Genomic DNA, 21790 nt, shown 5'->3' with positions numbered 1-21790 from the left:
TGATCAGCCGAGATTCCATGAACACACGCATTGAACAACGCTCAGCACAAACCCATGGGGGCTGAGGTCTGAGGCATCCCAAGGCATTCCCGGCCATTGCGAAAACAGCGTCAACAAAAACAGCTGCACCAGCAGAACAGATGTAATGCCTAACCAGGTGAAGCGCGTTGAAGACGTGTGCAACCAGTTCTCATACAGACGACTGAGCCGAGGCACTAGAAAATGCCCAGTCAGCTGCACGGTGATGAAATTGCTGACCAACATATTCAACGGCAGCGGGAGTGTCGCAAGGGTTGAATTGCCCAGCAAGATCAACACCATGACTGACGGATAGAGGGCCAGCCAGACCAGCAGATTCACCTTCCAGACTGGCACCTTTTCAAGCTGTCTCGCCTGAATCCACTGATCAAAAGAATCCGCCTCAAGCGTCCCGTGATAGCGGTAATCCATCAGAGTTTCGGCCTGGTGCAGCAAACGCCGCCGCTCTGGGCTGTCCAACCAATGCAAACATTGATTGAGGGTTTGAAAAACGATCCGTGTCGTGGCCAGCACATGCTGTCCATCGTCTTTGTCCTGAAATGAGATCGACTGTCCGCAGTATCCATCAAAACCACAGGCCGCCTCATTCATTTGATGCTGCAAGAGCTCAAAAGATTGCTTTTTCTCAACAGGAATCACACTGTGGATGGTGTAAACGAAATCACCCGAATCGAGCCATTCCGAGTCATTCGAGAAAGCCATCGCCTTCAGTAGCGAGCCCCATCAGGGAGCAAACGAAATTCCTTCCAGACGTCAAACGCCTCACCCTGAAGAATCTGCGTGAGCTTGATTTCGCGCTTGTCTTTGGCCCGTTGCATGTCCTCATTGATCTCCTGATCGGAGAACAAATCGCTGTAATCCGACCAAGCCGCGGCATAGAAAACAGTACGGATGCCAGCCCAATACGCCGTTGCGTAACACATCGGACAACACTCACAACTTGTGTACAACACACAACCACTGAGGTCCCAGGTCCCCAGCGTTTGACAAGCCGCCCGAATGGCGTTGACCTCAGCATGAGCACTGGGGTCGAGATCCCTCACAACGCTATTTCCAGCTGCGGCCACGATCTGTCCGTCCTTGGCGATCACAGCACCGAAGGGCCCACCTGTCTTGTGCACCACGCCAGCGTCCCGCATCAGACGGATCGCTTCACGCATCAGCGCCTGATCCTGATCCGAGACCATGCTGTCGCCAACCTCTCGCCACAGAGTGGCCAAGGCCACCTAGAGCGGCAAGCGGTGGCAATCAACGCCGACGCGCCCACGACCACACAAACCAGACAATCAGTGCCACCAGCACCCAAGGCAACAAAGCTCGCAACACCAAGACGGCTACGAGCAGCACCAGCAGGCTCACCACACCACGCTTCACCAACGCCTTGCTCTCCTCTGTCATGTATTGCCAGCGGGGGATGAGAGCCATACTCGAAAACCTAGTAAGGAACAGGAATTAAAGGATCCGTGACGACATCTATACGCTGGCAAATACGCGCAGCGCAGAAACTGCGCACAATCCACGCAACAACATGCGTAGCCCCTTTTAACAGCAGGCGAGTGGATGAGCACTACGGACAGTGCCCAAGCTCTTGGCGTTAGCTCAGCAACTGCGTAGGGTCCGTTTGCCGGGCAGCGGATTAGCTCCCGGCACCGACTTAAAGGCTTTCAAGACATTGGAGCGGGCCATCCGATGAGGGCCGGGTTTCAGTCGCAGTTCTTGCGATTGTGACAGAGGCTGGCTTTAGCATCTCTGCTAATGACTTGAAGAAAGCTCAATCAGAAATTTCAGATGAAGAACTGGAAAGTGCATCCGCTGGTAATGATGCACAACGGGATAGATGGTGTTGGTTTGGTGACTCTATGTGTCAGTGAACAATTAGGCTAGCTGTGGACCAGTCTACACACTTAACACTCCTACATTGACGCGACTTATTTCTGCAATTACACCCAAAAGCCCACTCACCTGCCTCCTAGACCTGGCACGATTGAGCGCAGTAAGTATTAGCCAAAGTCACTGCAGCTATCCGTTGCTATGACCAGCCTGTAGCTCCACGCCCTCCTATGTCAGAAGAGCAACTCAAAGCCTTCTTAGAGAAGGTCAAAGTCGACACCAACCTCCAGGAAGAGCTCAATGCAGCAGCCTCACCTGAAGCTGCTCTTGAAATCGCCAATGACGCAGGGTTTGCAATTACTGCGGAAGATATTCAATCAATGCAATCGACAACGGGAGAAGTGTCAGATGAGGAGCTGGAAGGTGCAGCTGGTGGACGTTGCATTCGGAGGTCGGCCGTAATTTGTCACTTTTCAAACCCAACAAAGGCGAATGTCAATTGTTAATGATTGGGGTGGTTGTTGAGCCTACGCCCTCAAAGCCCTTGCATTGACAGGGGTTTTTAATTACTTCAATCACGCCAATAATCCCATCAATCAGCCTCCGATACCTAGCACCATCGCCCGCACTCTTAGCGGACTTTTTATTAGATACAGACATCACTACCGACCGTTGCTATGACCAGGCTGTAGCTCCACATCCTCCAATGTCAGCGGGGAAGTAGAGCCATGTGGGATTTCCTGGAGCAATCATTCAGACCAGAGGCCAGCATGACGGCATGACCTCCCAGCTCCTCAGCCTCAGCACCGAGGCACCTTTTCAGTATCTGCCACTTACTGCAGCGCTGCGTCGATTCGTGCAAGTGCATGGTGAGCGCGATGGCGCTGTGGTCGTGTCAGGCCAGCACACCACCACTGCCGTGATCATCAACGAACTGGAGGAACGGCTGCTGATGGACCTGAAACGGTGGCTCAGCCAGATGGCTCCTCCGGGCGATGACTGGAAGCATGACGACCTGCATCTTCGCCCAGGCATCCCTGACGATGAGCCACGCAATGCCCATGCGCACTTGCAGGCTTTGCTGCTGGGCAACCAAGTGACCGTGAATGTCTGCAATGGAGAGTTGCAACTGGGCCAGTATCAGGACGTGCTGCTGGTGGAACTGGATGGACCACGGCAACGCAAGGTGTCATTGCAGTGGCTTTCGGCGTGAGACTGTGCAGCATCTTCTCGACCGAGGCCCCAGCTCCATGTCAGAACGAAGACGGCAAGGCGAGCATCACTCACCTCAAACGTTGTCTGAATGCTGGGTGCCGATTGCCGAGGCTGCGGGTCTCACAATCACCACACCAATGGCGTCGGGGACCGAACGCAGGTAGCGGGCCACCCCAGGGGAACGCATCACTCCCTCGCCTGGGGCAGCATGGATGGCATCCATTCTTGATCCTGACCTGACCAACACACCGGTGTGACTGACATCGAGGCCCTCCACGCGGGTTGCGATCGCGAACAGATCACCGGATTGAAGACTGGGGAGAACGGATTCAATGGCGCTTAGTGGAATGAACCGCTGCTGAACCCGATGGGAGTTTTCCAGAGCGTTGATGCAATCGAACAAAACATTCGATCGCAACTTGGGATAAAGAGCGCGATTGGATGACATGAAATTCAAGGACAATGATCGCGAAACCTCTCCTTCTAACGCGAAATCAGCCTCCAGCATTCCCTGCTTGACAGCTGAATCCACCCAGTCTTGGAAATAATGCCAACGATTGCAATAGGAAACATCGCCATCGCGATAGCGCAAGCTCTGCGTGCGCGCAGAGAACTGATCAAAAGACTGCGACCATGCCAAAGCCAGAAGCTGCTCAACAAACAACATGCAATCAAATTGCGTGAGATCGAGACGCAGCTTTTCAGCACCATCAACATCAAGAGACATGGCGAGATAAGGGCTGCCGACAAACGATTCAGCAAGGCGTGCCATGGCCTGATTCACCGACAAACCCGCAATCAACGAACGTCGCGTCGCGAAGCGATTGCGCGTATCACCAATCACCTCAATATTGCTGCCGATCTGAAGGCTGAGCGTGTTCGACGCGATGCCGTCGGCAGATGTCGTTGCTGCATTCGATCGCGTCTGAGCAGCATCAACGGACCCAGATGACCAAATCCCGATCGCAACGATCAGAGCGCTCAGGGGCCACCGAGAACGTTTCATGGAAGGAAGCAATAGGGCAAAGTCAGGCCTGCCGACCACCGAACCAACAACACAGTCGACGACCAAGGCAAAACTCCGACCACAGCACCCAACTTGCCCATCATTTCACTGATTCATGAAATGCATCCGAGCCTGAATCGGACAACCCAAAACGCAAACGCGTTCGCACGCATCAGCAATGGGTTCGGCAGCGGAATCAGGATTGAATCAGCTCTGAACAGCATGGCGGCGGCGACCAAGCGGCTCAATCCAGTGCTCCAGCACGTCGCGGTGATGAAGCCATTGAGGCGTCACCCGACACCCGAGATTCACCACCCCCTCATCCATCAACCGACCCAGACGAATCGCCGCGGCCTCTTCGTGGCGTGAAAACTCATGCTGATGAGACGCCAGCCAGTCGACCTCACCCTGCGTGATCACGCCACTCGACAGGCTTTTCAAAAAGAGCTCCCCCAACGTCATGACTCTTTGTAACGAACTTGTTACATCCTGTCGGCCTGACGCGCCAACCGCGAATCCGACGCCGAATGACCGAAAACCCCAACAACCAAGCCGACACGACAGGCCATGAAGTTTTTTTAAGATACGCAAACTAAATTGCTGTGCCATGCAGCTGAACCTCTCTCAGCAGTTCGAATCCGAGTCGCTCAAGCGGATGATCGATTCCACCACCGATGTGCACGAGCTCCAGTCCCTGGCTCGTGAACTCGCTGATTTGTACTTGCGACAACGCGCAGCTACGGCGTGGGTGGTGTCGGAGCGATGAGCGAGGGCCGCTGGCCGGTGCTGCTTCGCCAAATCCCGACTGCCGAACTGGACAAACTGGCCATCCTCCGGGTGTTGGAGTGCAGCAACGGGATGATCCAGCTCCGCTTTCGGGAGGGCCATGCCGATGCGCTCAATGCCGAGGACACCCGCAGGGCAATGCGGTTCTCAATGCGTTGCATCAAAGGCATGGAAATCCCCCTAGGACAACAAACTCTTCGCTTCGACAGCACCACGCAGGAGCTTCTCATTGAGATCCGAACGCTTTATGTGAACGGGATCAAACGCAACGACAGCGCAAATCGCAGCGAATTTTTCCGGGCCTCCAGAGCCAATCTCGAAGCGATCGGCCACGAACGCCTGGAAAGCGCTCGGCGTCGACTGTTTGCCGAGTGCTACGACCTACCGGTGCACACACTCGACTGGGGGATGGACTACATCAAGGACGTCTTGACTTCAGTGCGCCCGAAGGAAGCCGAAAGTGCTCTAGGCGAGACAACAGCCAAGTGCAGCAAGACCTAAAGCCCGAAAATGGTGCCCAGCAGATCAGCTGGGTGCGAAGTTCGTTGGGTGCGCTGCATCTCCAGCTGCAGGGCCAGCACGACGTGGGCCATAAAACGAACCGCCGAGAGAACGGCAAGGCCCATGCAGAGCGGACAGTGAAGCAATCCCATCAACGGAGCTTCGGATCATTCCCAGTAGCTCACAACCTTGCTTTCCATTTCTTGACGAAGACGGATCTCGTGCATCGGCACTTGACCTCAAACCCGATCCTCGGCTAGTACAGACGTACTATGCATCGACGGGATGGAGGAATGGACCTTTGTGGACGAGCATGAGCTGTTGTCGTTCCGTGGGAGTGAAGCCTGCATGACATGCCAGCACTTCACCCACGGCGTCGATGCCCATTGCCACACGCTGGTGGCGTGTCGGCTGCGTCAGCAACGTCTTGCCGATGGAGAGCACCTGACCAGGCGCTGCAGATTGTGGACACCAACGTGGCATCAAGAAGCCGGCTGGGCTCCGGAATACAGCTGACCATCACCGGCACGGTACCAGCTCACACATCCAAGCCTTCAATCATCTAAGCCCTGCAACAATCCAGAGGCCTGATGTGCCGCGAATCCATCAAGCACAGCATTTTCACCATCACCCAGCTGATGTGAAACAGCAATGCGCGATTGCACCGATTGCCTCATCAGATCAGAGCATCAACACTGAATAAAGACAACAGGAGGTACCGCATGCCGGCTGACACTCCACCTGAGCAAGCCTGAGAAGCCTTTCGACTGTTCGCCCCTGCTCCAGCGCTCCCCCAACCAACGCCAGACTGCACCAGTCAGGATCACCATCACAGATCCATGCAGTTCTGATCCCACTGGATCCTGGCCCCAGGCGCCCACAGCCGAATTGTTCGCTTCTGCTCACCCTTTCCTTTGCTTCATTCACTGTCCTTCGCAACGGATTCAACCAAGGATTCACCCTCAGCATCAGACAGGAAGCCAATGAATCAACGAGCGAGCTAGGCCGTTTCATTCATCGGAATGGGGCGGTCATCCGAGACCAGCCAATCTGGCTGGCAACAACCCCCAGGATTCAGAGCCAACACTGAATCCTGGGGGTCTATTCATGAGCAAAATTTGCACGATTTAAGGACTCAACACCTCATCCGCCATGGCAGAACAATCTGATTATTTATCAATCTGCGGACGAGAACAGTCCATCCAATCCTTAATGCAGAACCGCGAATACTTCTGGCAGGCATCAGAGAGCCACGACACAAGGCATTTGCGCTCGGCGTTCGCGTGCGCCCTCCACATGCATCAGCCAACGGTGCCAGCCGGCCCTCATGGAGAGTTGATCTCTCACCTGCAATACATGTTCGATCATTCAGACGAAGGAGATAACCACAACGCTGAAGCCTTTGCGCACTGCTATCGGCGCATGGCTGATCTGATTCCCGAACTGATCGAGGAAGGATGTGAGCCAAGAATTATGCTCGATTACTCCGGCAATCTCCTCTGGGGGCTTGCGCAGATGGGACGAGAAGACATCATTCAATCTCTGCGATTTCTCGCCTGTGATGACGCAATGCAACAGCATGTGGAATGGCTCGGCAGCTTCTGGGGACATGCCGTCGCGCCATCCACACCCATCCCCGATCTGAGCTTGCAGATCAGGGCCTGGCAGCACCAATTCGCCCGGCTGTTCGGAAACGATGCCCTTCGCCGCGTTCGCGGTTTTTCACTGCCAGAAATGCATCTCCCCAACCATCCCGACACCCTGTTTGCACTGCTCCATGCCCTGCGCGATGCGGGATACCGGTGGTTAATGATTCAAGAACACAGCGTTGAACAACGGGATGGCTCGACGCTGAGCGCACACCAGCTTTATGTGCCCAATCGGCTCATGGCTCGCTCATCCACAGGCGACGAAGTCAGCATGATCGCCCTGATCAAGACCCAGGGATCAGACACCAAACTCGTTGGCCAGATGCAACCGTGCGCAGAAGCACTTGGGCTTGAGCGTCAAAGCATCGGAGGCGTGCAAGTGCCTTCGCTGGTCACCCAGATCGCAGATGGCGAAAACGGCGGCGTGATGATGAATGAGTTTCCGGATGCATTCCGACAGGCAAACCGTCGCATCCGCGATCAAGGCGTGGCCACAGCGGCCCTCAATGGCAGTGAATACCTGCAGGCACTCGACGACTTGCAGGTGTCATGGGATGCGTTGCCCCAAATCCAGGCCGTGCATCAACACAAACTCTGGACCCATCTCGGCGCGGCAACGAAGCCAAGCAATCTCAACGACGCCATTGCCGCGCTGCAAAAGCAGGACCAGTCCCTGGCCATGGAGGGAGCCTCATGGACCAATGACCTCAGTTGGGTCAGGGGATACGAGAACGTGCTCGAGCCGATGCAACAGCTCAGCGCAACCTTCCATCAGGTGTTCGATACGCGGCACTCCGAACAGCCATCGATCACCACGACAGACCTCTACCGAGATGCGCTGCTGCATCTGCTGCTGCTGGAGACCAGCTGTTTCCGATACTGGGGACAAGGGCTTTGGACCGATTTCGCCCGAGAGATTCACCGCCGTGGTGAATCTCTGCTGTTAGCAGCGCGATCCGCCTGAACTCAGCCAGCAGCACGGGAACGACGACGCACCACACGACGGCCGTCCGGAGTTTGCTCCACCTCTGAGCCTGAATCAGCGGTTTGAGTCATATCCTGACCCTGGGGCTCGCTTTCAGGGGGTTCCTGCTCGGCGATCACCCCCACAACGACAGCGGCCTGCACCTGATCCTGGAGATCACCGATCACCATCAGGGCCTTGAGCGTGAGTTCCAGGCGTGACTCCCTGGGCAGTCCTGGACGCAGCTTCTTGACTGAGCCCCAGAGCTCAAGCGCTACCTCTCTGAGGAGTTCCTTGTCTGCCATTCGAGCCGATGCGATCGGATAAGTCGATCGGATCAACTTACTGTTTGGGGTGCAGCCGTTCGGAAACGCCGCCTGGCTCTGCAAGCTGAGAGACGGCCAGAACATCCACGCAAAAGCTTTCCAGCAGCCAGGATGTCGCGATGCCAATCACACTCGTTTACGACGGTGGCTGCCCCTTCTGCCGTCATTTCGCACGCCGCAGTGAATTACTCGGAGGGCTGCCTGATCTGACCATCCGCGATGGACGCAGTGACCACGAACTGCGAGGAATGTTGCGCCGCCGAGGCTTCAACCTCAGCAATGGAGCTGTGTTGATGGAAGGAGAACGCATCTGGCATGGCAGCGACGCCATTGCTGTGTTGTGCCAACACCTGACTCCGAGTGATCCCCTGCTGCAATTGCTCCATGGCCTGTTCCGGAATCCCCGAAGAGCCAATCTTCTGTATCCAGGGCTCCTCGCTGCTCGACAGCTCGCTCTGGGGTGGCGAGGGCTACCGCTCGACCCTGATCAGGCTTGAGCCTGGGACTCCACCGCAAAGGTGCTGCCAGTGGGAATCACTTGTGGTGCTCGATCCATCTGAAAAGCGAACTCCTCGAGCTCAGCGTGCATCTCCAAAAGCATCACAGCCAGCGAACGAGCCAATTCCCGGCTGAAACTGTTCTCCATGGACCATTCGCATTTCAAGACTCACAGGTTTTAGAGACTTCAGGAGGTCAGCCGTGAGCTGCGTGAAGGTGCCGTTACACGATGGCCGCCTCCTGACCCGGAGGCGGCCTGTGGTTCATCCGTGCTCTCGTTGCCAGCGGGTGTAATTCGCTGCTGAGAACTTGTGGCCGTGGCGCAAACCAACCTTGGCGACGCAAGCGGTGTCACCGCCGCACCGCTCCACTTCACGGCGGATGTCGTCATTGCCGTTGGCTCGGGCCAGGAATGACTCCAGCTGTTTCATGGACATGAAGAACCTCCAAAGGGGGGTTCCCCACGGCTAACCCCGTAGAGAGCAGAGAAGGAATTCCATCGGTTTTTCTTCCCCGAACCTTGTCGAATCAAATCAGAGTCCCCCGTGGACTGGGGGATCGCTGTTGGCGCGATGGCTGTCTTGGCAGTCGCTGTGTTGGTGGTGGACCCAAAAGACCTGGGCCTCGCTGGGGCAGGACGCGATGGCGAACCCTCACGCGCATGTGAGCCGCACAGTGCGTGATCACCCCCATCAGCAACACGAGAGCGATCCCGGTGGCGGCTCGCCGCTTCATGACGACATCTGGCCCGTCATCGCCTGCCGACAATCACGGGTGGCGTCCCGCCAGCCACCCCCGGCAGACCAGGAACCACCTGGGTCTGCCCATCCCATTTGTCGAGGAAAAGCTTGTAGAGCACTTGGTCATCAAGACTCTTGTTGAGCGTGTCGTAGCGGAGCGCTTCTTGCTCAGCAATCTTCACTTCGGTCTGCGCCCTCAGCAGTTGCTGCTCGGCAATCTGTTTTTGCTCAATGGCGGCACGGTATTCCTCGGCGATTTCCAGGCCTGTGAGATCAAGACCAACCACTTTCACGTAGTCGAACTGATCCAGCTCGTCGGCGACAGTGGAGGCCACCAATGCAGAGATGTCGTTCCACTCCGAGGCGATGGTCACCAGCTCGTATTGCGAAAACACGGACTTGAGCGCTTTCAACAGGGACGGCTGAATGATGCGCGGATAAACGTCGCGATCACTGCTGGCGATGGTGCTGTAGACACGGCCTGCTTCATCAGGGCGCAGGGCATATTTGATCGTTGCTGTGGCCTGAATGACCTGCAGATCCTTGGTGAGGGTCGCAAAGTTCTCAGGCTTGACCTGCGTGCGGATGCTGAAGGGCCACACTTGTTGCACCAAAGGAAGCTTGGCGTTGAGTCCCGGCTGTCGAGGAGCCCCACTTACTTTTCCCAGAGTGGTGATCACGGCCACCTCACCAGCAGGGACCACAAAAAGCGCCTGCCCCAAGAGCAGAAGTGCCGCCAGCACAATGGCGACAATCACGACCAGGCCTCCTTCAGGTCCACCAGGATTGACCGATCGCATCGACGAAGGACTCTGCATGCGGAGAAAGAGCTGTGCGCGGACTGTGGACTTCTTCTAGCGACCGTGAAGCGACACTGCTGACTGGGCCGCCCAAACCCTGATAGCGTCCAAAGATCAAGCTCCGTTGCCGCTGTGAGAAGCCTGGCCTCCTTGCTGATCGCTGCGCTTCTTCTGGTCGCTCCTCCGGCCTGGGCAGCTGACCTGCGTCTCGATGCGGTGGCCTTGATGCCATGCGACGCGTCTGACCCTGGAGCTCAGCCCAGCACCAGCAGTCTCAGTCGACGCACCAACATCACCAGCCCAGAAGGTGCCAGCTGTTATGTGCTCAGCGGCACTGTCCACAATCCAGGTCGCAATCCAATCGTTGATACAGACGTCTACGCGCGCATTCTTGATCGAAGCGGTGAACCGGTGCTGCAGAACCGTACGCGCGTCGGCTCGATCGGTGACGTCGACCCTGGCGATCATCCCTTTGCCCTTCGCCTGGCCATCCCCGCCGGCACCCCTGGGCCTTTCGAAGTGAAGAACCCGCGAGCGCGTGGTTTCAATGCCCCGGTGCGCAGCCGTGCGGCCGACGATGAAGAGCTGCTGCCCCTTGAACAGGGTGTGGTGCGTTCTGATTTGGGATCGTCCGACGCAAGCAGCTGATGTTTCAGGCTCTCCGGGCAGGAGCAGTGATTCTGCTGTTGCTGATTGGCATGGTGATGGTGAGCTTTCACCCAAGGGCTCGACGATCGGAACTCAGTAAGCCCACGTTGCGCGACAACCGGATGATGCCCAGAAACACCTTGCGTCGTCTCAGAGAAGAACGTTGGTAGTGGCCATGGCTGATCTGAAGCGTCTGGATCAATCGCTGTTCAATCAAGTGGCGGAGCAGTCGCGTCAGCGTGATCGGCTGCGATGCAACCACAACCTGCATCAGGACAAGGATGTGGTCCAGCGATTTCTCAATGTGCTGCAGCCAGGCACCTACGTGCGACCGCATCGCCATTGTCGCGAGCAGCAGGGATCCGGCTTCGAGTGCTTTCTTGTGCTGCAGGGCGCCATCGGCCTGCTCGTTCTGAATGAGGATGGAGTTTTACTCGAGACAGAAATCCTGCGCGCCGCCGGTCCTGTCAAGGGCATCGAACTGGCGGAGAATCAGTTCCACACCCTGGTGGCTCTTGAACCTGACTCCGTGATCTTCGAACTCAAGCAAGGCCCCTACCAGCCCACTCACGACAAAGACTTCATCGCCAGCTTCCCCCAAGAAGGGACCCCTGAAGCGTGTCAGCAGGAGCTGCACTGGCGAGCTTTCTTTCAAAACGACGTGCGGTGATGATCACAACCCCATGGATCCCAGCAGCGACAGTTGTCCTTGCTGAGACTCTGGTTCCACCAACTGCCATTCCGATGGGTCCCATGGGTTGAGCAATGGCTCCAGCGCACGCAGCTGATGCCCATCAGCAGGTGCCATCCAGGCCTCCTCCAGACCTTGGGGGATCGTTACGGGCATGCGCGGGTGAAAAGGTTTCACCAGGGCATTCGGAGTGGTGGTGAGGATCGTGCAGGTGTCGACTTCACTGCCATCGCTTCCCAGCCAACGCTCCCAGAGGCCAGCCAACCAGAACGGCTGGCCGTCGACACGCTGGATTCTGCGGCCTTTCTCCAGAAAGGAACTGGCTGGAATCAGACAGCGACGATGTCTCCAGGCACCACGAAAACTGGCTTTGTCCGCCACCGTTTCGGAGCGAGCATTGATGGGTCTAGGGCCCCTCGTGGGATCTTTGCTCCAGCTCGGGATCAACCCCCAAAGCATCAAAGCCGCCTCAGGACCTGCCTGATCACGACGCAAAGCCAACACGGGTTCGCCTGGAGAGATCAGTTGGCGCGGAGAATAATGACGGCGATGCTCAGCATCCAGTCGCTCACGCAAGGGGTGCGGAAGATCGCCAACGGGACTGGACAACGCGAAACGGCCGCACATGTCGCAGCAACCTTTCAGGACTCTTGACGAAAGATACGTTCAAGATCACGGCGAAACTGTTCGCTGCTTAGGGGACGCTCCCCTCGATGGCGACGATTCCGCAGAAGCAGAGCTCCGATCCACCACACCTGCAGAGCTGCGAAGGCAACACCAAACACCAGCAAGCTGGCAGTAGGAGTGTCGAGGTCAAAAGCCATCAGCACTCCCCAAAATCGAGCACAATGAAAATCGATACCAATCGTCCATGAAGGAGATCAGCCTGCTGGAACTACTCGCACGCAACGCGGCTCGCTTTGCTGCGGTCTCAGGGGTGCTTGCACTCGTGATTTGGTTGACTTGGGTCTTGCTTGATTTCGAGCACATGCAAAGTGGCTTCACCCTGCCTCAGTCGGTGTACTGAAGCAGGGTTGGCAGACTTTCAGCTCACACCATCGGGAACAACTGAGGTGCTGGAATTACCTGTTGCACGCTCGGTGGAAGCGAAGGCAGCTTCGAGACGATCAGTCTGAGACCGAACATCGGGGTCGAAACGGCGGAGAATCAATTCATCGATGGCGAAACGCCCTGGACCAACGGCCAAAATGGCAACCGCTGCACCCACATAAAGACCAAGCAGCTCAAGGAGATAGATATTGAATCCGGACGTCACGATCGCGTGATAGATGGCCACGGAAATCGTTCCGAAGATGGCCAAGGCTCCGAAGCGGGTCAGCAAACCGGTGATGATCAGCCAGCTGCCACCAATCTCGGAGAAGGCAGCGATGTAAGAAAGGGTGATCGGGAACGGCAGATGCAAGGGCCTAACGAAAGCATCAGCGAAGTTCTCGATGTTGGCGAGCTTCTCGTAGCCGTGGTGAATCAACAGAACACCGGTAAAGACGCGGAGGATCAAGAGGCCAGCGTCAGCGAGAAATGGCTTTGAAAGGACAGCTCTGAGCACAACAGCAAAAACTTAATGACGAAAAATTAAGGATTCACCACGCCCTTCCGCGAGCTCGCGCGGCGGGATCAGAACAAGATGAGTAAAACTACCTACTAACTCTGGGATCCACGCTCGGGATCGCAGACGACCATAATGAAATTAGGTAACGGGCGCTTGACATGACGAGTGAAGTCCTCATAACGCTCTTCTTGGGCTTCGGTGCTGCGACCACCACCCTGGCGTTTTGGAAGTTCAGTCGCAGTCAGTCCACAAAGCGTTTGTAAAGCCAACGCACAAACCCGCCGATCACCGGCACAGGCTCAAAGGTGGGCCCAACGAAATCAAAGTAGTCGCGGTGATCGCAGACTTTGCCCTCGCCATTGATGCGTAGGCGGCTGGCACCGGGGTAAATGAATTCGATTCCTTTGATCTTCAGCCCCATTTCCCACTCAATGAAGGCTGTGTCGCCTTCCACGGCGATAGAGCTCGGAACCAAATAAACGTCGTCACAGCGTTGGATCAGCCCCTCTTGAGCCTCGATGTAGGCCTTGATGCCCGTGCGCTCTTGCGTGGGATCCTGGAAATGAACGTTGTCGTCGTAAAGCTCACGCCATTGCGCCTCGGTCGGAGCAGCCATGCCGTAGGGCTTGGTAAACAGAGTGCGGAGACGATCGGCGTTCATAACATAAAAACATCCTCAGATCAAAACCTTATTCAGATCAACGGCTCTGTTGCATAAGCTCCACTGCTCCGCTGGCAACTGCCCCCATGGCTGATCCGCAATATCACTACGAACCAATCGAGGCTTTTGGCGAAAGCCTGACCACCCGACGCCCCTGGAACACCTCCGCTCTGGAATTCGTGGAGCGCCTTAACGGGCGAACGGCCATGGTCGGCTTCGCAGCCGCTGTGGTGGGTGAACTCGCCACCGGCCATGGGCCGGCTGGTCAAGTGATGGGTCTCATTCGCTGGTATCTGAGTTGATCTTGGTGAGAGCGTGCAGCGCCGAATAATCGCCTGCATCCAGATCCGTACCTTCAGCGCGCTGCAGCAGCAGCGCCAACCCCTCCAGGGCAGACGCATCGACGCCAGCCCGCTTGGATTCCTGCAAAAAGAGATTCAGATCTTTTCGCAACAGGCTGGTGCTGAAGTTGGGATCCCCGTAGTGCTCCGTCAGCATCCGCCCGAGCTTCTTATCCACCGTTGGTGCATACAGAGCGGAGGGACGTAGCACCTCCATGAAACGCTCCACCTCCAGACCTGATGCCTGCACAAGTCGAAGGGCCAGCGAATACCCATGGGTCAGGCTGGCGATGAGTTGATTGAGCGCCAACTTTGCGGCGGCTCCAGTACCGACCTCGCCCATGTGCAGCGGATCGGAACCAAGCTGCTGCAACAAGGGACGTTGAAGCTCAAAAACCTCTGGATCACCGCCAGCCATCACCAGCAGCGTCCCTTTCTGCGCTTCCGGGCGACTGCCCAGCACCGGTGCTTCCAGGTAGCAGCCGCCCTGCGCTTTGACGTCCTTTGAGAGGCGCACGCTTTCACTGATCCCCATGGTGCCCATGGGGATCACAGTGCGCCCTTGCAGCGGCCCAAGACACTGCACAACCGCAGAGGTCACCGGACCATCCCGAAGCACGGTGACCACGGTGTCGGCATCCAGCAACGTCTCAGCAGGGCTGTCGCAATGCAGTGCTCCGGCACTGACCAGCGATCGACAGCGATCAGGATCCCGATTCCACACCTTGAGGCACATCCCCACCTCCAGGAGGCGATGACCAATGGCGGCACCGAGACGACCGGTGCCCAATAGCGCGATGGTTGTCATCAGATAGGACTAACCTCCTTCTGGGCCTGCAGCAGCACGTCACGCGCTTGGTTCAGCTGAACGGCAAGACGCTTGTGCGCCCGTTTCAACTTCTGCGCATCCAACCGTCCGGAGAGAGGCAACGCCAAGGTCTGTTGACCAGGTCTGCACTTGCTGGTGCTGCGCCCGCGTTCACCACTCGAGGTCGAGGCGGTCTTCGTTGCGACACCATCACATGGCATGCGTTGCCCATCCATCGAGGAGTCTCCACCTTGCTTGATTGAGCAACGGCTATCAGATCGGCGCCGCATGGTGGAACGGTGGCATCGAAGCACCGGGTTAAGGTGCCTGGTCCTCCCATGGCATGTCACCCCTCCGGCACGAAAGGTGATGCGGTCGACGGAGCTTGGGCCTACAGCGTTGGTTCACCAATGAAGTGCCATCAATTGCACCCTCGGCGTGAGCCTGATCAAAGAAACGGACGAGGGTCTTGATCGAAGCGATGCTCGAACGGGAGCGGTGCCGGTTGCTGATCCCCATCCAGAACAGCGGTGGACTCCAGAGCGCGCCTGAGTGCACGGGCACTGTGCAACGGCATGTCTCGAGGCACTGAGATGCGATCACGCAGGTAGCGCAAGGCGGCAGCCGATCCAGGCTCGGGAGACACCGGCCGACCCAGCATCAAAGCCGTGAGTGCCGCTCGCAGGGGCTGGTCAAACCCGTCGCCAAGGGGATTGCGCGCCAAGAGCGTGCTCCGATGACGCAGCACGCGCTCCAGCGCCCGCTCTCGCGGCAGCCCTTCAGCCAGCGCCGGAGCCCAGCGACTCTCCAGCTCACCGAGCCCCTGCCCAGCATCCACAGCAGCAGCCATGGTGCGCTGGTCCTCACTGCCATCCGCCCAACATCCACCCATCTGCGGCGGCAGATCATGGGCATGCGTGTGCATATCACTCTGGGTACCGCGATAGGTCTCCAGTTGTTCAAGCGCCGAGAGCCAGCGATCGATTCCCGGATGCGCTTGGCGCAGCGCAAATCCTTTGAAATAAGCCAACGACGCGTTCATGCGCTCGACATAGGGGATGAACACCAGGTCGGCCGTGCCCGGGGTTGATCCCTCAGGGGCATCGGGATCCAACCAGGTGCCACCCCCGGCCGCAAGGGCGTCCTCCATCTGTCGTGCCACAGCCTGAAACTGGTCGCGGGCCTGACGTTCCTGGCGTTCATTGAGGCCTGGTGTGCACAACCAGAGGCACCAGGCCCGGAACAGCAACCGTTCAAGATCACGTAAGGCGCGCACGCGGCGATCACCCATCGGAGCACCAACGGGCCCGAAAGTCGTCTCGAGTGCCTCAAGAATCCGGTCGCTTTCCGTAATCAGCCGCCCATCCAGTTCCAGCGCTGGAAGCATCCCCGATGGAACTAGGGCTGTGAACCATGGCTCCTTGGGCCCATAACAGCGCATGGTGACCTTGCGGATCCGATAGGGGATCCTGCGAAATTCCAACCAAAGCCAAACCTTCTGGCAGTAGGGGCACCAAGCATGGTGATCCCGAAACAGCGTGACGCGCACCGTCGATTCAGGCTGACCAAAGAGACGCAGAGTGGCTTGCGCATTGGCAGGTCCTTCGACCCGCTCCGCAGCGGGCGGTGCCATGGCCTCCAACTCAGACCAGCTCAGAGCCGTGGCGGGATTGAGGGCAACCATGAGAGTCTCGGATCATCACTGCATGATCACCGCTGAAGTGAATCGCCTGTGACCATCGATCACCGCCAGCTGCAGGACCTTGAAGATCGGGCCCGTCACCGGGGCACTGGCCTCCAATGCGAGGACATCCTTGGCTGCTGGCAGCTGACGACGATCTGGCCCAGAGGTCGCCAAGAAACCAACGCCCTGAGTGGTTGGTTTTTGCGCAGCCTTGGAGCCTGTCTGGACATCTCAGCAGGCCGAAACGCTGATCTTCAGCTACGCAATGCTGTGAACCTGGGGCCGCTCTGCCTGCAGTTTCAAGGGCCTGGCCATCTGCGCGGCAGGCGCCCGCTGCTGGTGTTTCAGTTCGAGCAGGTGGAACTGAAGCTTGGACAGCTCACGCTGCTGAAACGAATGCTCCCCAGCCCCACACAAGGCCGTGAGCCCTTTTTTGCCTTGATCAGTCGCAGCAACGACGGATGGATGGCAGCCCGTGGCCGTGGTGGTGGCTTAGCTCTCTGGACCCTCAAGGGTTGAGCCGCTGTTCACACCAGTGGTCGTGACGCTGCCAACGGCGGCGACAATGCGGGTGAGGCTTCAGATCAAGCTGCTCCACCTGAGACAGGTGAATACGCAAGAGCAACAGGTGTGGCGGAACAGCTTCGCCGTCGACCACATCCCGAGGCCACGGCCCTGCTTCAGACAAAAGCTCCCCAGGATTCGGCCAAGCCCAGACACTGCGACCGGGGGGAGAGAGTTTCTGCCAATGATCCGCCAGACCTGTGGGGTCCTGCTCAGGGGTGATCAACGCCGCCGCGCCACGCAACCGAAATTGCTCTCGTGCCTTGCGGAACAACCAACACAGCTCCACCTGAGGCTGATGCATCAGTTCAGAAGGTTTCTCGCTGCGGGCATCCGTGAGCAGCTCCAGATCACCCGATGGGCTCCAACCCCGAAACACCAACGTGCGCACCCGGGGTGTGCCGTCGTGAGCGACGCTGGCCAATTGCAGCCAGCCCGATCCTGCGGCGCGTCCTTCACGCTGGCGCGCTCCGCGCAGCAACGGTCTCCATGGAGGAATTGGGTCCACACGACCCTGATCAACGGGCATCGTTTAGCCAGGGGTCAAGAAAGGCCAGCGGCCGCGCCATCGACTCTGAGAATCCAAGAATGCCTCGGTCGCGATAGACGTACAGGAGTGAGTCGTCGTCATCGAGAAGGAATGTTCCTCCCCGCTGCGTGATGAAACGATCATCGGGCACATAGGTGCCCCAGTGCCGCAGCACTTCGTTCATGTTGCGCAGACGAACCGTGGCCAGTTCAAACGGACGCTGGAAGCCCCCTCCCCCCGCACGCCGAAACAAGGCGGCGGGGAAGGATGGCAGGACCCCGGTCGTCACCTGCTCATCATCATCGAAGCGCTGTGGTGCAGAGCGATCACCGGTATAACCCCGCAACACCTCCTTCAAGGTTCCAGGAGAACCAATGCCGGCGCACATCAACAGCAACGACGGCCAGGGACCTCCGGGTGCCTGAAGCCCCGCTGAAAGGCCCAGCGCACGATGCAACTGGTGATCAGGCTCGATCTGCAGCAGATCTGGCGGAAAACCCGTGAAGTCGCAGAAACGATCGGCTCCTGCCTGATCACCAATGGCGATGGCTAGAGGACGGATGCCGGCCTGCTCGAGCCTGGGCAGCGCCGGCACCAACGCCTGGGCATATTCCATCGAGTCGAAGTCGCCCAGCTGCGTTAACAGCACAACTAACCGTTTAGCAGCTCCGTCAGGGTTTTTGCCAATTCGTCTGATCAGTGCTTCAGGCGCTTTCATCGGTGCGTTGACAACCCGGTTAACAAAAAAGGGCTGCTATCAACGGCAGGGTGGCAAAAATCGGCATCCACTCGGGTGACTGCCAATTCCACGTGCACGCGATCCAGCCCTGGTGACACGGCGGCCGGGACTGAATCTCGCAGTCCATCGCCGGTGTTGGTTTTAGTCGTAAGTCAGCATCCGACTGACGTTGAAGTGTTGCTAGCAATCAGCTGAAATTCCTCGTTTCAACGTTACTTGCATTGCTGATGAGTGGTGATTACTTGTTGCCTTCATCGGATTCAGACATCTGGCAATTCGCCAGGTATTCCTTGAACATGTCTTGAACGACATCACAGCAAGCAGCCCCTTCGTCCACCATATATTGAGCAAGCCATTGCGACTCTTCACTGTTGTCCAATGATCGAATAAATTCTGAAACTTGTATTTTTAAATCCGCGAAGACTCGCAGTTTCTTTTCATCAGGAGGAGCCGGAGAGGCATTGTCATCGGGAAGTCTGAAATTCGAATTGTAAAAAGAAGCGGTCCAAAACAATGGAAAGAATAGTGAGACAAGCTGCAAGATGCCGAGGGACACAGTTTCCAATTCAGTTGCTTCACGAGGATGAAGATTCCCTGCTCTCCTTGCTGCCTTGCGAATCAATTTAAAGTCCTCTCCTCGAGGATGCTTCTTGAGCATGTCGTTGAGATAAGAGCGAAGATAGGTCATCTTGTCTAGGAGTCTATGTGTGTTTCGCCAGAACTGATCACATGGGTATTCTTGATGCATCTCCCTTCAATCTCTGACGCAAAATCGCGCTGAGCTTCAGCCTGATCGAGGCAAGGTTCGACAGATGCATCTGCAACAATTGAATAGAATTGCACTATAGCCAAGTTAAATTTGCATGCCCCAGCACCTACAGACCGGTACCGAGTCTTGAGCACCACCCGCCGCGTCTTCCAGCTCCTCATTGAAAGGAGCTGAATCAGCTTTTTTCAAATCACCGGTAGAGATCAAGAATCCTGCCTCCCTTGCAATCACCATCACAGCGTTAGCGTCAGCAGCTGCTTTAGATTCTTCAGAAGGTTAGTACGGTTTTAACGTGTTCGAAGCAGCCTTGAGTTGCTCTTCTGACATTCAAGGACGTGAAAGATTCATTTGGTTATAGCAAGGGTCGGTATCCACAACTGAAACAGCCAGAATTCATCAACCTAAGAGCCAGTTGCGCATTGATTATGCATCTGGACGATGCTCCTCTAGCTGACATTTGGATTTCTCACTTCTATCGGCATTGCGTTTGAGTTGGTCTAGAAGGAAGGGAGACAAAGACGGATAGAGCACGAATGAATTGTCGACGGCCGCTTATTAGTTGCTACCAAGGAAATCAAAAACCTTCTGCACTCCACTCACCGATCTCCGATAAAACTTAGTGTAACCACAATTGGTGCATGTGACTGCGTTATAGCGCCTATTACCTATGTCAAAGAAGCTGCTCCAGAATCCACCGGAGACACGAATCTGGCCAGTCTCGTAGGAAGTACAGCCACACTCGCTGCACACGTAACCAGTAGAAAATCCGACAGAAGGTGTCATTCTTTTTTTGGAGATGCTTTCTTATAGTCACCATCGGCATGGCTTGCAACCTTGATTGCTCGACAACTGACTGAGCGTTCTGAATTTCGCTGTCCTGATGTCGGTGGTGCTGCCTCCTTGAAGCGTGAAGCTAGAGCCTGATCAACGCAACGGCCGACAGCGGCATCGAAAGGTCAAACGCGCTGAAGTGATCCACCAAAGAGCCACTTGCGCATGGGACGCAATTGTTTCCTGAATGCTCGCGATTAAGCAAGATCAATAAAACCCGACGAAGGGTTACTGGAATCGATAAATTGTCCACCAAGAATCGCAGTTAGCGACACAGCATCCAAATCAACTTCATCGAACTCATCCTCGATGTCGATCGCTTTGGTTCATTCAGAGACCTCTGCTTGATCCAACCGAAGCCCTGCTGCAGCAGCCAATTCATTGAAGCGTTCAATCCCTGCTTCTGGAGTGGCAACAAACTGCTGATACAGCTCGACTTTCTTCTCGATTGGCATGGAATTGGAGAGCAGCTTGAAGCGTTCGAGTTTGTCCATCAAGGAAACCACAGCGTGACCTCGTTGTAGCCCTGTTGCGGCAACAGTTCAGCCACCCGGGTTAATCCAACTGTCAGCTCTGGCGCCAACCGCAACGCCGCGAATGCATCGTCGGAACAGTTCCATGCTGATGCCGAGCACATCGCTGATCTCCGCCTGCCTTGACGCGAGCAAGACCAAAGACCTATGTCGTCTCCACGCTTGCTCATCCGTCATGCCTCAGAAAACGTTCCTGCCAGTCCGTGTCATGAGCGTGGCAGCGATATTGTCACTCTCAGGACTCGCTGTTTCGGTTGCCCGGGCGCAGGAGCCGGCCACCAAAGCCTTTCAACAACGCAATGTGCCGCTGTCGTGGATCTTCAACGAGTGGCGCCGGAATGGCAACACTGCCAACACCTATCTCTGCGTCTGCGACCAGGATCGTTGCAACACGCAGCCGAACTGGCCGTTCCGAAGCTTTGGAACAGGCGAAGCCATTCCTGTTCTGGGGGAATGGAATCTGAACCAAGCCCGCCGCAATGGATTTCTGTGCGCAAGGCGCTGAGCTCGAGGCCCTGCAATGTGGTCTGACGCGCAAAGCCTGACAATCTCTGTGCACGCCACACCCACTTTTGATTGTTTGCGCGCAGAAAGCAATGCGCGATTCGACCGATGCCAAAGTCGCCCGTAAGGGTGGAAAGTAAGTCCATCGAGATCGGAGGTGCTGATGACAGCCGACACTCCACCGGCGCAGATTGCAGAAGCAGCCTGACTTTCTGGCCCCTGCTCCAACAGTCTCAACCATGACCTGGGTTGGTCCTTTGGTCGGCACGCAATGGTCCGCCACGCCAATCGACGCTCCACTCGCATCGCTTCAGGTGCCCTCGGAGAACTCGACCCAACACTGCGAGCGCATGGCCCCAGGGCGCCTCAAGCCAGAAGCTTCGACCCTTTCCTTCCACTCGACGTAATGGGTTGAACGATGCACAAACGAGCGAGCTAGGCCGTCTCTTCCAACCGGAAGGGGCGGCCTCCGCCTTTTCTGGCTGAGGAGCGGCATTCGTTGCTGATCCGATGGTGCACGGGACCACGGCCTGAGCAACCGTTGCGAACGCCAAAAGCAACTTG

Annotated in this window: 39 protein-coding genes; 15 read left to right on the top strand and 24 right to left on the bottom strand. The window is 56.7% G+C overall.

The genetic code is table 11. The annotated features are described in order from the left end of the window. Positions 1-3: 3 nt before the first annotated feature. Genes SynA1560_RS06255 through SynA1560_RS06245 form a run of 3 tightly spaced genes read right to left on the bottom strand, consistent with a single transcriptional unit; the run spans position 4 to position 1464 of the window. A complete protein-coding gene (locus tag SynA1560_RS06255) occupies positions 4-741 on the bottom strand; it encodes a hypothetical protein (RefSeq protein WP_186501440.1) in 738 nt (245 codons plus the stop codon). A gap of 5 nt (positions 742-746) precedes the next feature. Continuing rightward, positions 747-1265 (bottom strand): nucleoside deaminase, encoded by a 519-nt coding sequence (locus SynA1560_RS06250; protein ID WP_255477097.1) that lies wholly within the window; start codon positions 1263-1265, stop codon positions 747-749. 22 nt (positions 1266-1287) lie between these two features. After that, complete coding sequence (locus SynA1560_RS06245) at positions 1288-1464, bottom strand: hypothetical protein (RefSeq protein ID WP_186470752.1); 177 nt, start codon at positions 1462-1464, stop codon at positions 1288-1290. 299 nt (positions 1465-1763) lie between these two features. Here SynA1560_RS06245 and SynA1560_RS06240 point away from each other — a divergent pair, with 299 nt between their 5' ends. The 3 genes from SynA1560_RS06240 to SynA1560_RS06230 all read left to right on the top strand — a co-directional run bounded on the left by SynA1560_RS06240 (position 1764) and on the right by SynA1560_RS06230 (position 3082). After that, entirely contained in the window at positions 1764-1910 is a 147-nt protein-coding gene (locus SynA1560_RS06240) for a hypothetical protein (RefSeq protein ID WP_370523195.1), read from the top strand. Between the two features lie 189 nt (positions 1911-2099). Further along, positions 2100-2375 carry a Nif11-like leader peptide family natural product precursor gene (locus SynA1560_RS06235; protein ID WP_186501439.1) on the top strand — a complete coding sequence of 92 codons (276 nt, stop codon included), beginning with the start codon at positions 2100-2102 and terminating at the stop codon, positions 2373-2375. 272 nt (positions 2376-2647) lie between these two features. Continuing rightward, the gene (locus tag SynA1560_RS06230; RefSeq protein WP_186501438.1) at positions 2648-3082 is read left to right on the top strand and encodes a secondary thiamine-phosphate synthase enzyme YjbQ; all 435 of its coding nucleotides are present in this window, start codon (positions 2648-2650) and stop codon (positions 3080-3082) included. A gap of 75 nt (positions 3083-3157) precedes the next feature. Here the strand turns inward: SynA1560_RS06230 and SynA1560_RS06225 are convergent, their stop codons facing one another. Both SynA1560_RS06225 and SynA1560_RS06220 read right to left on the bottom strand, forming a co-directional pair. Next, positions 3158-4090: an N-acetylmuramoyl-L-alanine amidase-like domain-containing protein gene (locus SynA1560_RS06225; protein ID WP_186501437.1), complete on the bottom strand. Its 933-nt coding sequence runs from the start codon at positions 4088-4090 to the stop codon at positions 3158-3160. Between the two features lie 207 nt (positions 4091-4297). After that, positions 4298-4552, bottom strand: a complete 255-nt coding sequence (locus SynA1560_RS06220) for a hypothetical protein (RefSeq protein ID WP_186470748.1) — start codon at positions 4550-4552, stop codon at positions 4298-4300. Between the two features lie 145 nt (positions 4553-4697). Here SynA1560_RS06220 and SynA1560_RS06215 point away from each other — a divergent pair, with 145 nt between their 5' ends. Both SynA1560_RS06215 and SynA1560_RS06210 read left to right on the top strand, forming a co-directional pair. Then, positions 4698-4856, top strand: coding sequence for a hypothetical protein (locus tag SynA1560_RS06215; protein ID WP_186470747.1), 159 nt, complete (start codon positions 4698-4700; stop codon positions 4854-4856). Next, the gene (locus tag SynA1560_RS06210) at positions 4853-5377 is read left to right on the top strand and encodes a hypothetical protein (protein WP_186501436.1); all 525 of its coding nucleotides are present in this window, start codon (positions 4853-4855) and stop codon (positions 5375-5377) included. Before SynA1560_RS06215 ends, SynA1560_RS06210 begins: the two co-directional genes overlap by 4 nt. Here SynA1560_RS06210 and SynA1560_RS06205 read toward each other — a convergent pair. Continuing rightward, positions 5374-5529, bottom strand: a complete 156-nt coding sequence (locus SynA1560_RS06205) for a hypothetical protein (protein WP_186470745.1) — start codon at positions 5527-5529, stop codon at positions 5374-5376. The two genes, SynA1560_RS06210 and SynA1560_RS06205, sit on opposite strands and share 4 nt — an antisense overlap. Positions 5530-5647: 118 nt before the next feature. Next, positions 5648-5860, bottom strand: coding sequence for a hypothetical protein (locus tag SynA1560_RS13930; RefSeq protein ID WP_186470744.1), 213 nt, complete (start codon positions 5858-5860; stop codon positions 5648-5650). Between the two features lie 669 nt (positions 5861-6529). Between SynA1560_RS13930 and SynA1560_RS06195 the strand changes: the two genes are divergently transcribed. Then, the gene (locus SynA1560_RS06195; RefSeq protein WP_186501434.1) at positions 6530-7990 is read left to right on the top strand and encodes a glycosyl hydrolase family 57; all 1461 of its coding nucleotides are present in this window, start codon (positions 6530-6532) and stop codon (positions 7988-7990) included. Between the two features lie 2 nt (positions 7991-7992). On the opposite strand, the gene SynA1560_RS06190 is transcribed toward SynA1560_RS06195, so the two are convergent. After that, the gene (locus SynA1560_RS06190) at positions 7993-8295 is read right to left on the bottom strand and encodes a TIGR03894 family protein (protein ID WP_186501433.1); all 303 of its coding nucleotides are present in this window, start codon (positions 8293-8295) and stop codon (positions 7993-7995) included. Between the two features lie 140 nt (positions 8296-8435). Here SynA1560_RS06190 and SynA1560_RS06185 point away from each other — a divergent pair, with 140 nt between their 5' ends. Further along, positions 8436-8813 carry a DCC1-like thiol-disulfide oxidoreductase family protein gene (locus tag SynA1560_RS06185; RefSeq protein WP_186470741.1) on the top strand — a complete coding sequence of 126 codons (378 nt, stop codon included), beginning with the start codon at positions 8436-8438 and terminating at the stop codon, positions 8811-8813. Here SynA1560_RS06185 and SynA1560_RS06180 read toward each other — a convergent pair. The 3 genes from SynA1560_RS06180 to SynA1560_RS06170 form a co-directional block, all read right to left on the bottom strand. Further along, the gene (locus tag SynA1560_RS06180; protein ID WP_186470740.1) at positions 8804-8962 is read right to left on the bottom strand and encodes a hypothetical protein; all 159 of its coding nucleotides are present in this window, start codon (positions 8960-8962) and stop codon (positions 8804-8806) included. The genes SynA1560_RS06185 and SynA1560_RS06180 overlap by 10 nt on opposite strands. A 115-nt stretch (positions 8963-9077) precedes the next feature. Beyond that, on the bottom strand, positions 9078-9245 hold the full coding sequence (locus tag SynA1560_RS06175; RefSeq protein WP_370523194.1) for a hypothetical protein: 168 nt from the start codon (positions 9243-9245) through the stop codon (positions 9078-9080). Positions 9246-9565: 320 nt separating this feature from the next. Then, the gene (locus tag SynA1560_RS06170) at positions 9566-10372 is read right to left on the bottom strand and encodes a prohibitin family protein (protein ID WP_186501432.1); all 807 of its coding nucleotides are present in this window, start codon (positions 10370-10372) and stop codon (positions 9566-9568) included. 132 nt (positions 10373-10504) lie between these two features. Here SynA1560_RS06170 and SynA1560_RS06165 point away from each other — a divergent pair, with 132 nt between their 5' ends. Genes SynA1560_RS06165 through SynA1560_RS06155 form a run of 3 tightly spaced genes read left to right on the top strand, consistent with a single transcriptional unit; the run spans position 10505 to position 11672 of the window. Further along, complete coding sequence (locus SynA1560_RS06165) at positions 10505-11002, top strand: hypothetical protein (RefSeq protein ID WP_255477096.1); 498 nt, start codon at positions 10505-10507, stop codon at positions 11000-11002. After that, positions 11002-11172, top strand: a complete 171-nt coding sequence (locus SynA1560_RS06160) for a hypothetical protein (protein WP_186470736.1) — start codon at positions 11002-11004, stop codon at positions 11170-11172. Before SynA1560_RS06165 ends, SynA1560_RS06160 begins: the two co-directional genes overlap by 1 nt. Before the next feature lie 5 nt (positions 11173-11177). Further along, complete coding sequence (locus tag SynA1560_RS06155) at positions 11178-11672, top strand: WbuC family cupin fold metalloprotein (protein ID WP_186501430.1); 495 nt, start codon at positions 11178-11180, stop codon at positions 11670-11672. A gap of 3 nt (positions 11673-11675) precedes the next feature. Here SynA1560_RS06155 and SynA1560_RS06150 read toward each other — a convergent pair whose 3' ends face one another. Both SynA1560_RS06150 and SynA1560_RS06145 read right to left on the bottom strand, forming a co-directional pair. Beyond that, positions 11676-12320, bottom strand: a complete 645-nt coding sequence (locus SynA1560_RS06150) for an SOS response-associated peptidase (protein WP_186501429.1) — start codon at positions 12318-12320, stop codon at positions 11676-11678. A gap of 14 nt (positions 12321-12334) precedes the next feature. Beyond that, positions 12335-12517, bottom strand: coding sequence for a hypothetical protein (locus SynA1560_RS06145; protein ID WP_186470733.1), 183 nt, complete (start codon positions 12515-12517; stop codon positions 12335-12337). A gap of 47 nt (positions 12518-12564) precedes the next feature. Between SynA1560_RS06145 and SynA1560_RS06140 the strand changes: the two genes are divergently transcribed. Beyond that, on the top strand, positions 12565-12720 hold the full coding sequence (locus SynA1560_RS06140) for a hypothetical protein (protein WP_186501428.1): 156 nt from the start codon (positions 12565-12567) through the stop codon (positions 12718-12720). A gap of 18 nt (positions 12721-12738) precedes the next feature. Here SynA1560_RS06140 and SynA1560_RS06135 read toward each other — a convergent pair whose 3' ends face one another. Together SynA1560_RS06135 and SynA1560_RS06130 are read right to left on the bottom strand one after the other, a co-directional pair. Continuing rightward, on the bottom strand, positions 12739-13260 hold the full coding sequence (locus SynA1560_RS06135; protein ID WP_186501427.1) for a DoxX family protein: 522 nt from the start codon (positions 13258-13260) through the stop codon (positions 12739-12741). Positions 13261-13504: 244 nt separating this feature from the next. Continuing rightward, the gene (locus tag SynA1560_RS06130; protein WP_186501426.1) at positions 13505-13924 is read right to left on the bottom strand and encodes a nuclear transport factor 2 family protein; all 420 of its coding nucleotides are present in this window, start codon (positions 13922-13924) and stop codon (positions 13505-13507) included. A gap of 86 nt (positions 13925-14010) precedes the next feature. On the opposite strand from SynA1560_RS06130, the gene SynA1560_RS06125 reads away from it, so the two are divergent. After that, complete coding sequence (locus SynA1560_RS06125) at positions 14011-14226, top strand: chlorophyll a/b-binding protein (RefSeq protein WP_186470730.1); 216 nt, start codon at positions 14011-14013, stop codon at positions 14224-14226. On the opposite strand, the gene SynA1560_RS06120 is transcribed toward SynA1560_RS06125, so the two are convergent. The 3 genes from SynA1560_RS06120 to SynA1560_RS06110 form a co-directional block, all read right to left on the bottom strand. Continuing rightward, positions 14204-15073, bottom strand: coding sequence for an NAD(P)-dependent oxidoreductase (locus SynA1560_RS06120; RefSeq protein ID WP_186501425.1), 870 nt, complete (start codon positions 15071-15073; stop codon positions 14204-14206). The two genes, SynA1560_RS06125 and SynA1560_RS06120, sit on opposite strands and share 23 nt — an antisense overlap. After that, complete coding sequence (locus SynA1560_RS06115) at positions 15073-15363, bottom strand: hypothetical protein (RefSeq protein ID WP_255477095.1); 291 nt, start codon at positions 15361-15363, stop codon at positions 15073-15075. Before SynA1560_RS06115 ends, SynA1560_RS06120 begins: the two co-directional genes overlap by 1 nt. A gap of 158 nt (positions 15364-15521) precedes the next feature. After that, positions 15522-16757: a glutathione S-transferase family protein gene (locus tag SynA1560_RS06110; RefSeq protein WP_186470728.1), complete on the bottom strand. Its 1236-nt coding sequence runs from the start codon at positions 16755-16757 to the stop codon at positions 15522-15524. A 48-nt stretch (positions 16758-16805) separates the two neighbouring features. Here SynA1560_RS06110 and SynA1560_RS06105 point away from each other — a divergent pair, with 48 nt between their 5' ends. Continuing rightward, positions 16806-17276 carry a hypothetical protein gene (locus SynA1560_RS06105; RefSeq protein WP_255477094.1) on the top strand — a complete coding sequence of 157 codons (471 nt, stop codon included), beginning with the start codon at positions 16806-16808 and terminating at the stop codon, positions 17274-17276. Here SynA1560_RS06105 and SynA1560_RS06100 read toward each other — a convergent pair. The 6 genes from SynA1560_RS06100 to SynA1560_RS13765 form a co-directional block, all read right to left on the bottom strand. Then, the gene (locus tag SynA1560_RS06100) at positions 17266-17850 is read right to left on the bottom strand and encodes a pyridoxamine 5'-phosphate oxidase family protein (protein WP_186501424.1); all 585 of its coding nucleotides are present in this window, start codon (positions 17848-17850) and stop codon (positions 17266-17268) included. The two genes, SynA1560_RS06105 and SynA1560_RS06100, sit on opposite strands and share 11 nt — an antisense overlap. Next, complete coding sequence (locus SynA1560_RS06095; RefSeq protein ID WP_186501423.1) at positions 17840-18568, bottom strand: AhpC/TSA family protein; 729 nt, start codon at positions 18566-18568, stop codon at positions 17840-17842. The genes SynA1560_RS06100 and SynA1560_RS06095 overlap by 11 nt, the downstream gene beginning before the upstream one ends. A gap of 259 nt (positions 18569-18827) precedes the next feature. Beyond that, entirely contained in the window at positions 18828-19247 is a 420-nt protein-coding gene (locus SynA1560_RS06090; RefSeq protein ID WP_186501422.1) for a hypothetical protein, read from the bottom strand. 666 nt (positions 19248-19913) lie between these two features. Continuing rightward, a complete protein-coding gene (locus tag SynA1560_RS06085) occupies positions 19914-20141 on the bottom strand; it encodes a zinc ribbon domain-containing protein (protein WP_186501421.1) in 228 nt (75 codons plus the stop codon). 374 nt (positions 20142-20515) lie between these two features. Next, positions 20516-20683: a hypothetical protein gene (locus tag SynA1560_RS06080; protein ID WP_186501420.1), complete on the bottom strand. Its 168-nt coding sequence runs from the start codon at positions 20681-20683 to the stop codon at positions 20516-20518. Positions 20684-20731: 48 nt separating this feature from the next. Next, a complete protein-coding gene (locus SynA1560_RS13765; RefSeq protein ID WP_255477093.1) occupies positions 20732-20857 on the bottom strand; it encodes a hypothetical protein in 126 nt (41 codons plus the stop codon). Between the two features lie 79 nt (positions 20858-20936). Between SynA1560_RS13765 and SynA1560_RS06075 the strand changes: the two genes are divergently transcribed. Both SynA1560_RS06075 and SynA1560_RS06070 read left to right on the top strand, forming a co-directional pair. After that, positions 20937-21227: a hypothetical protein gene (locus SynA1560_RS06075; RefSeq protein WP_186501419.1), complete on the top strand. Its 291-nt coding sequence runs from the start codon at positions 20937-20939 to the stop codon at positions 21225-21227. Between the two features lie 238 nt (positions 21228-21465). Continuing rightward, on the top strand, positions 21466-21633 hold the full coding sequence (locus SynA1560_RS06070) for a hypothetical protein (protein ID WP_186470721.1): 168 nt from the start codon (positions 21466-21468) through the stop codon (positions 21631-21633). Positions 21634-21790: the final 157 nt, after the last annotated feature.

The sequence above is a fragment of the Synechococcus sp. A15-60 genome (assembly GCF_014280095.1).
Taxonomy (GTDB): Bacteria; Cyanobacteriota; Cyanobacteriia; order PCC-6307; family Cyanobiaceae; genus Synechococcus_C.
The sequence above is the reverse complement of the archived record's forward strand: the minus strand, read 5'-3'. Positions and strand labels throughout refer to the sequence as shown.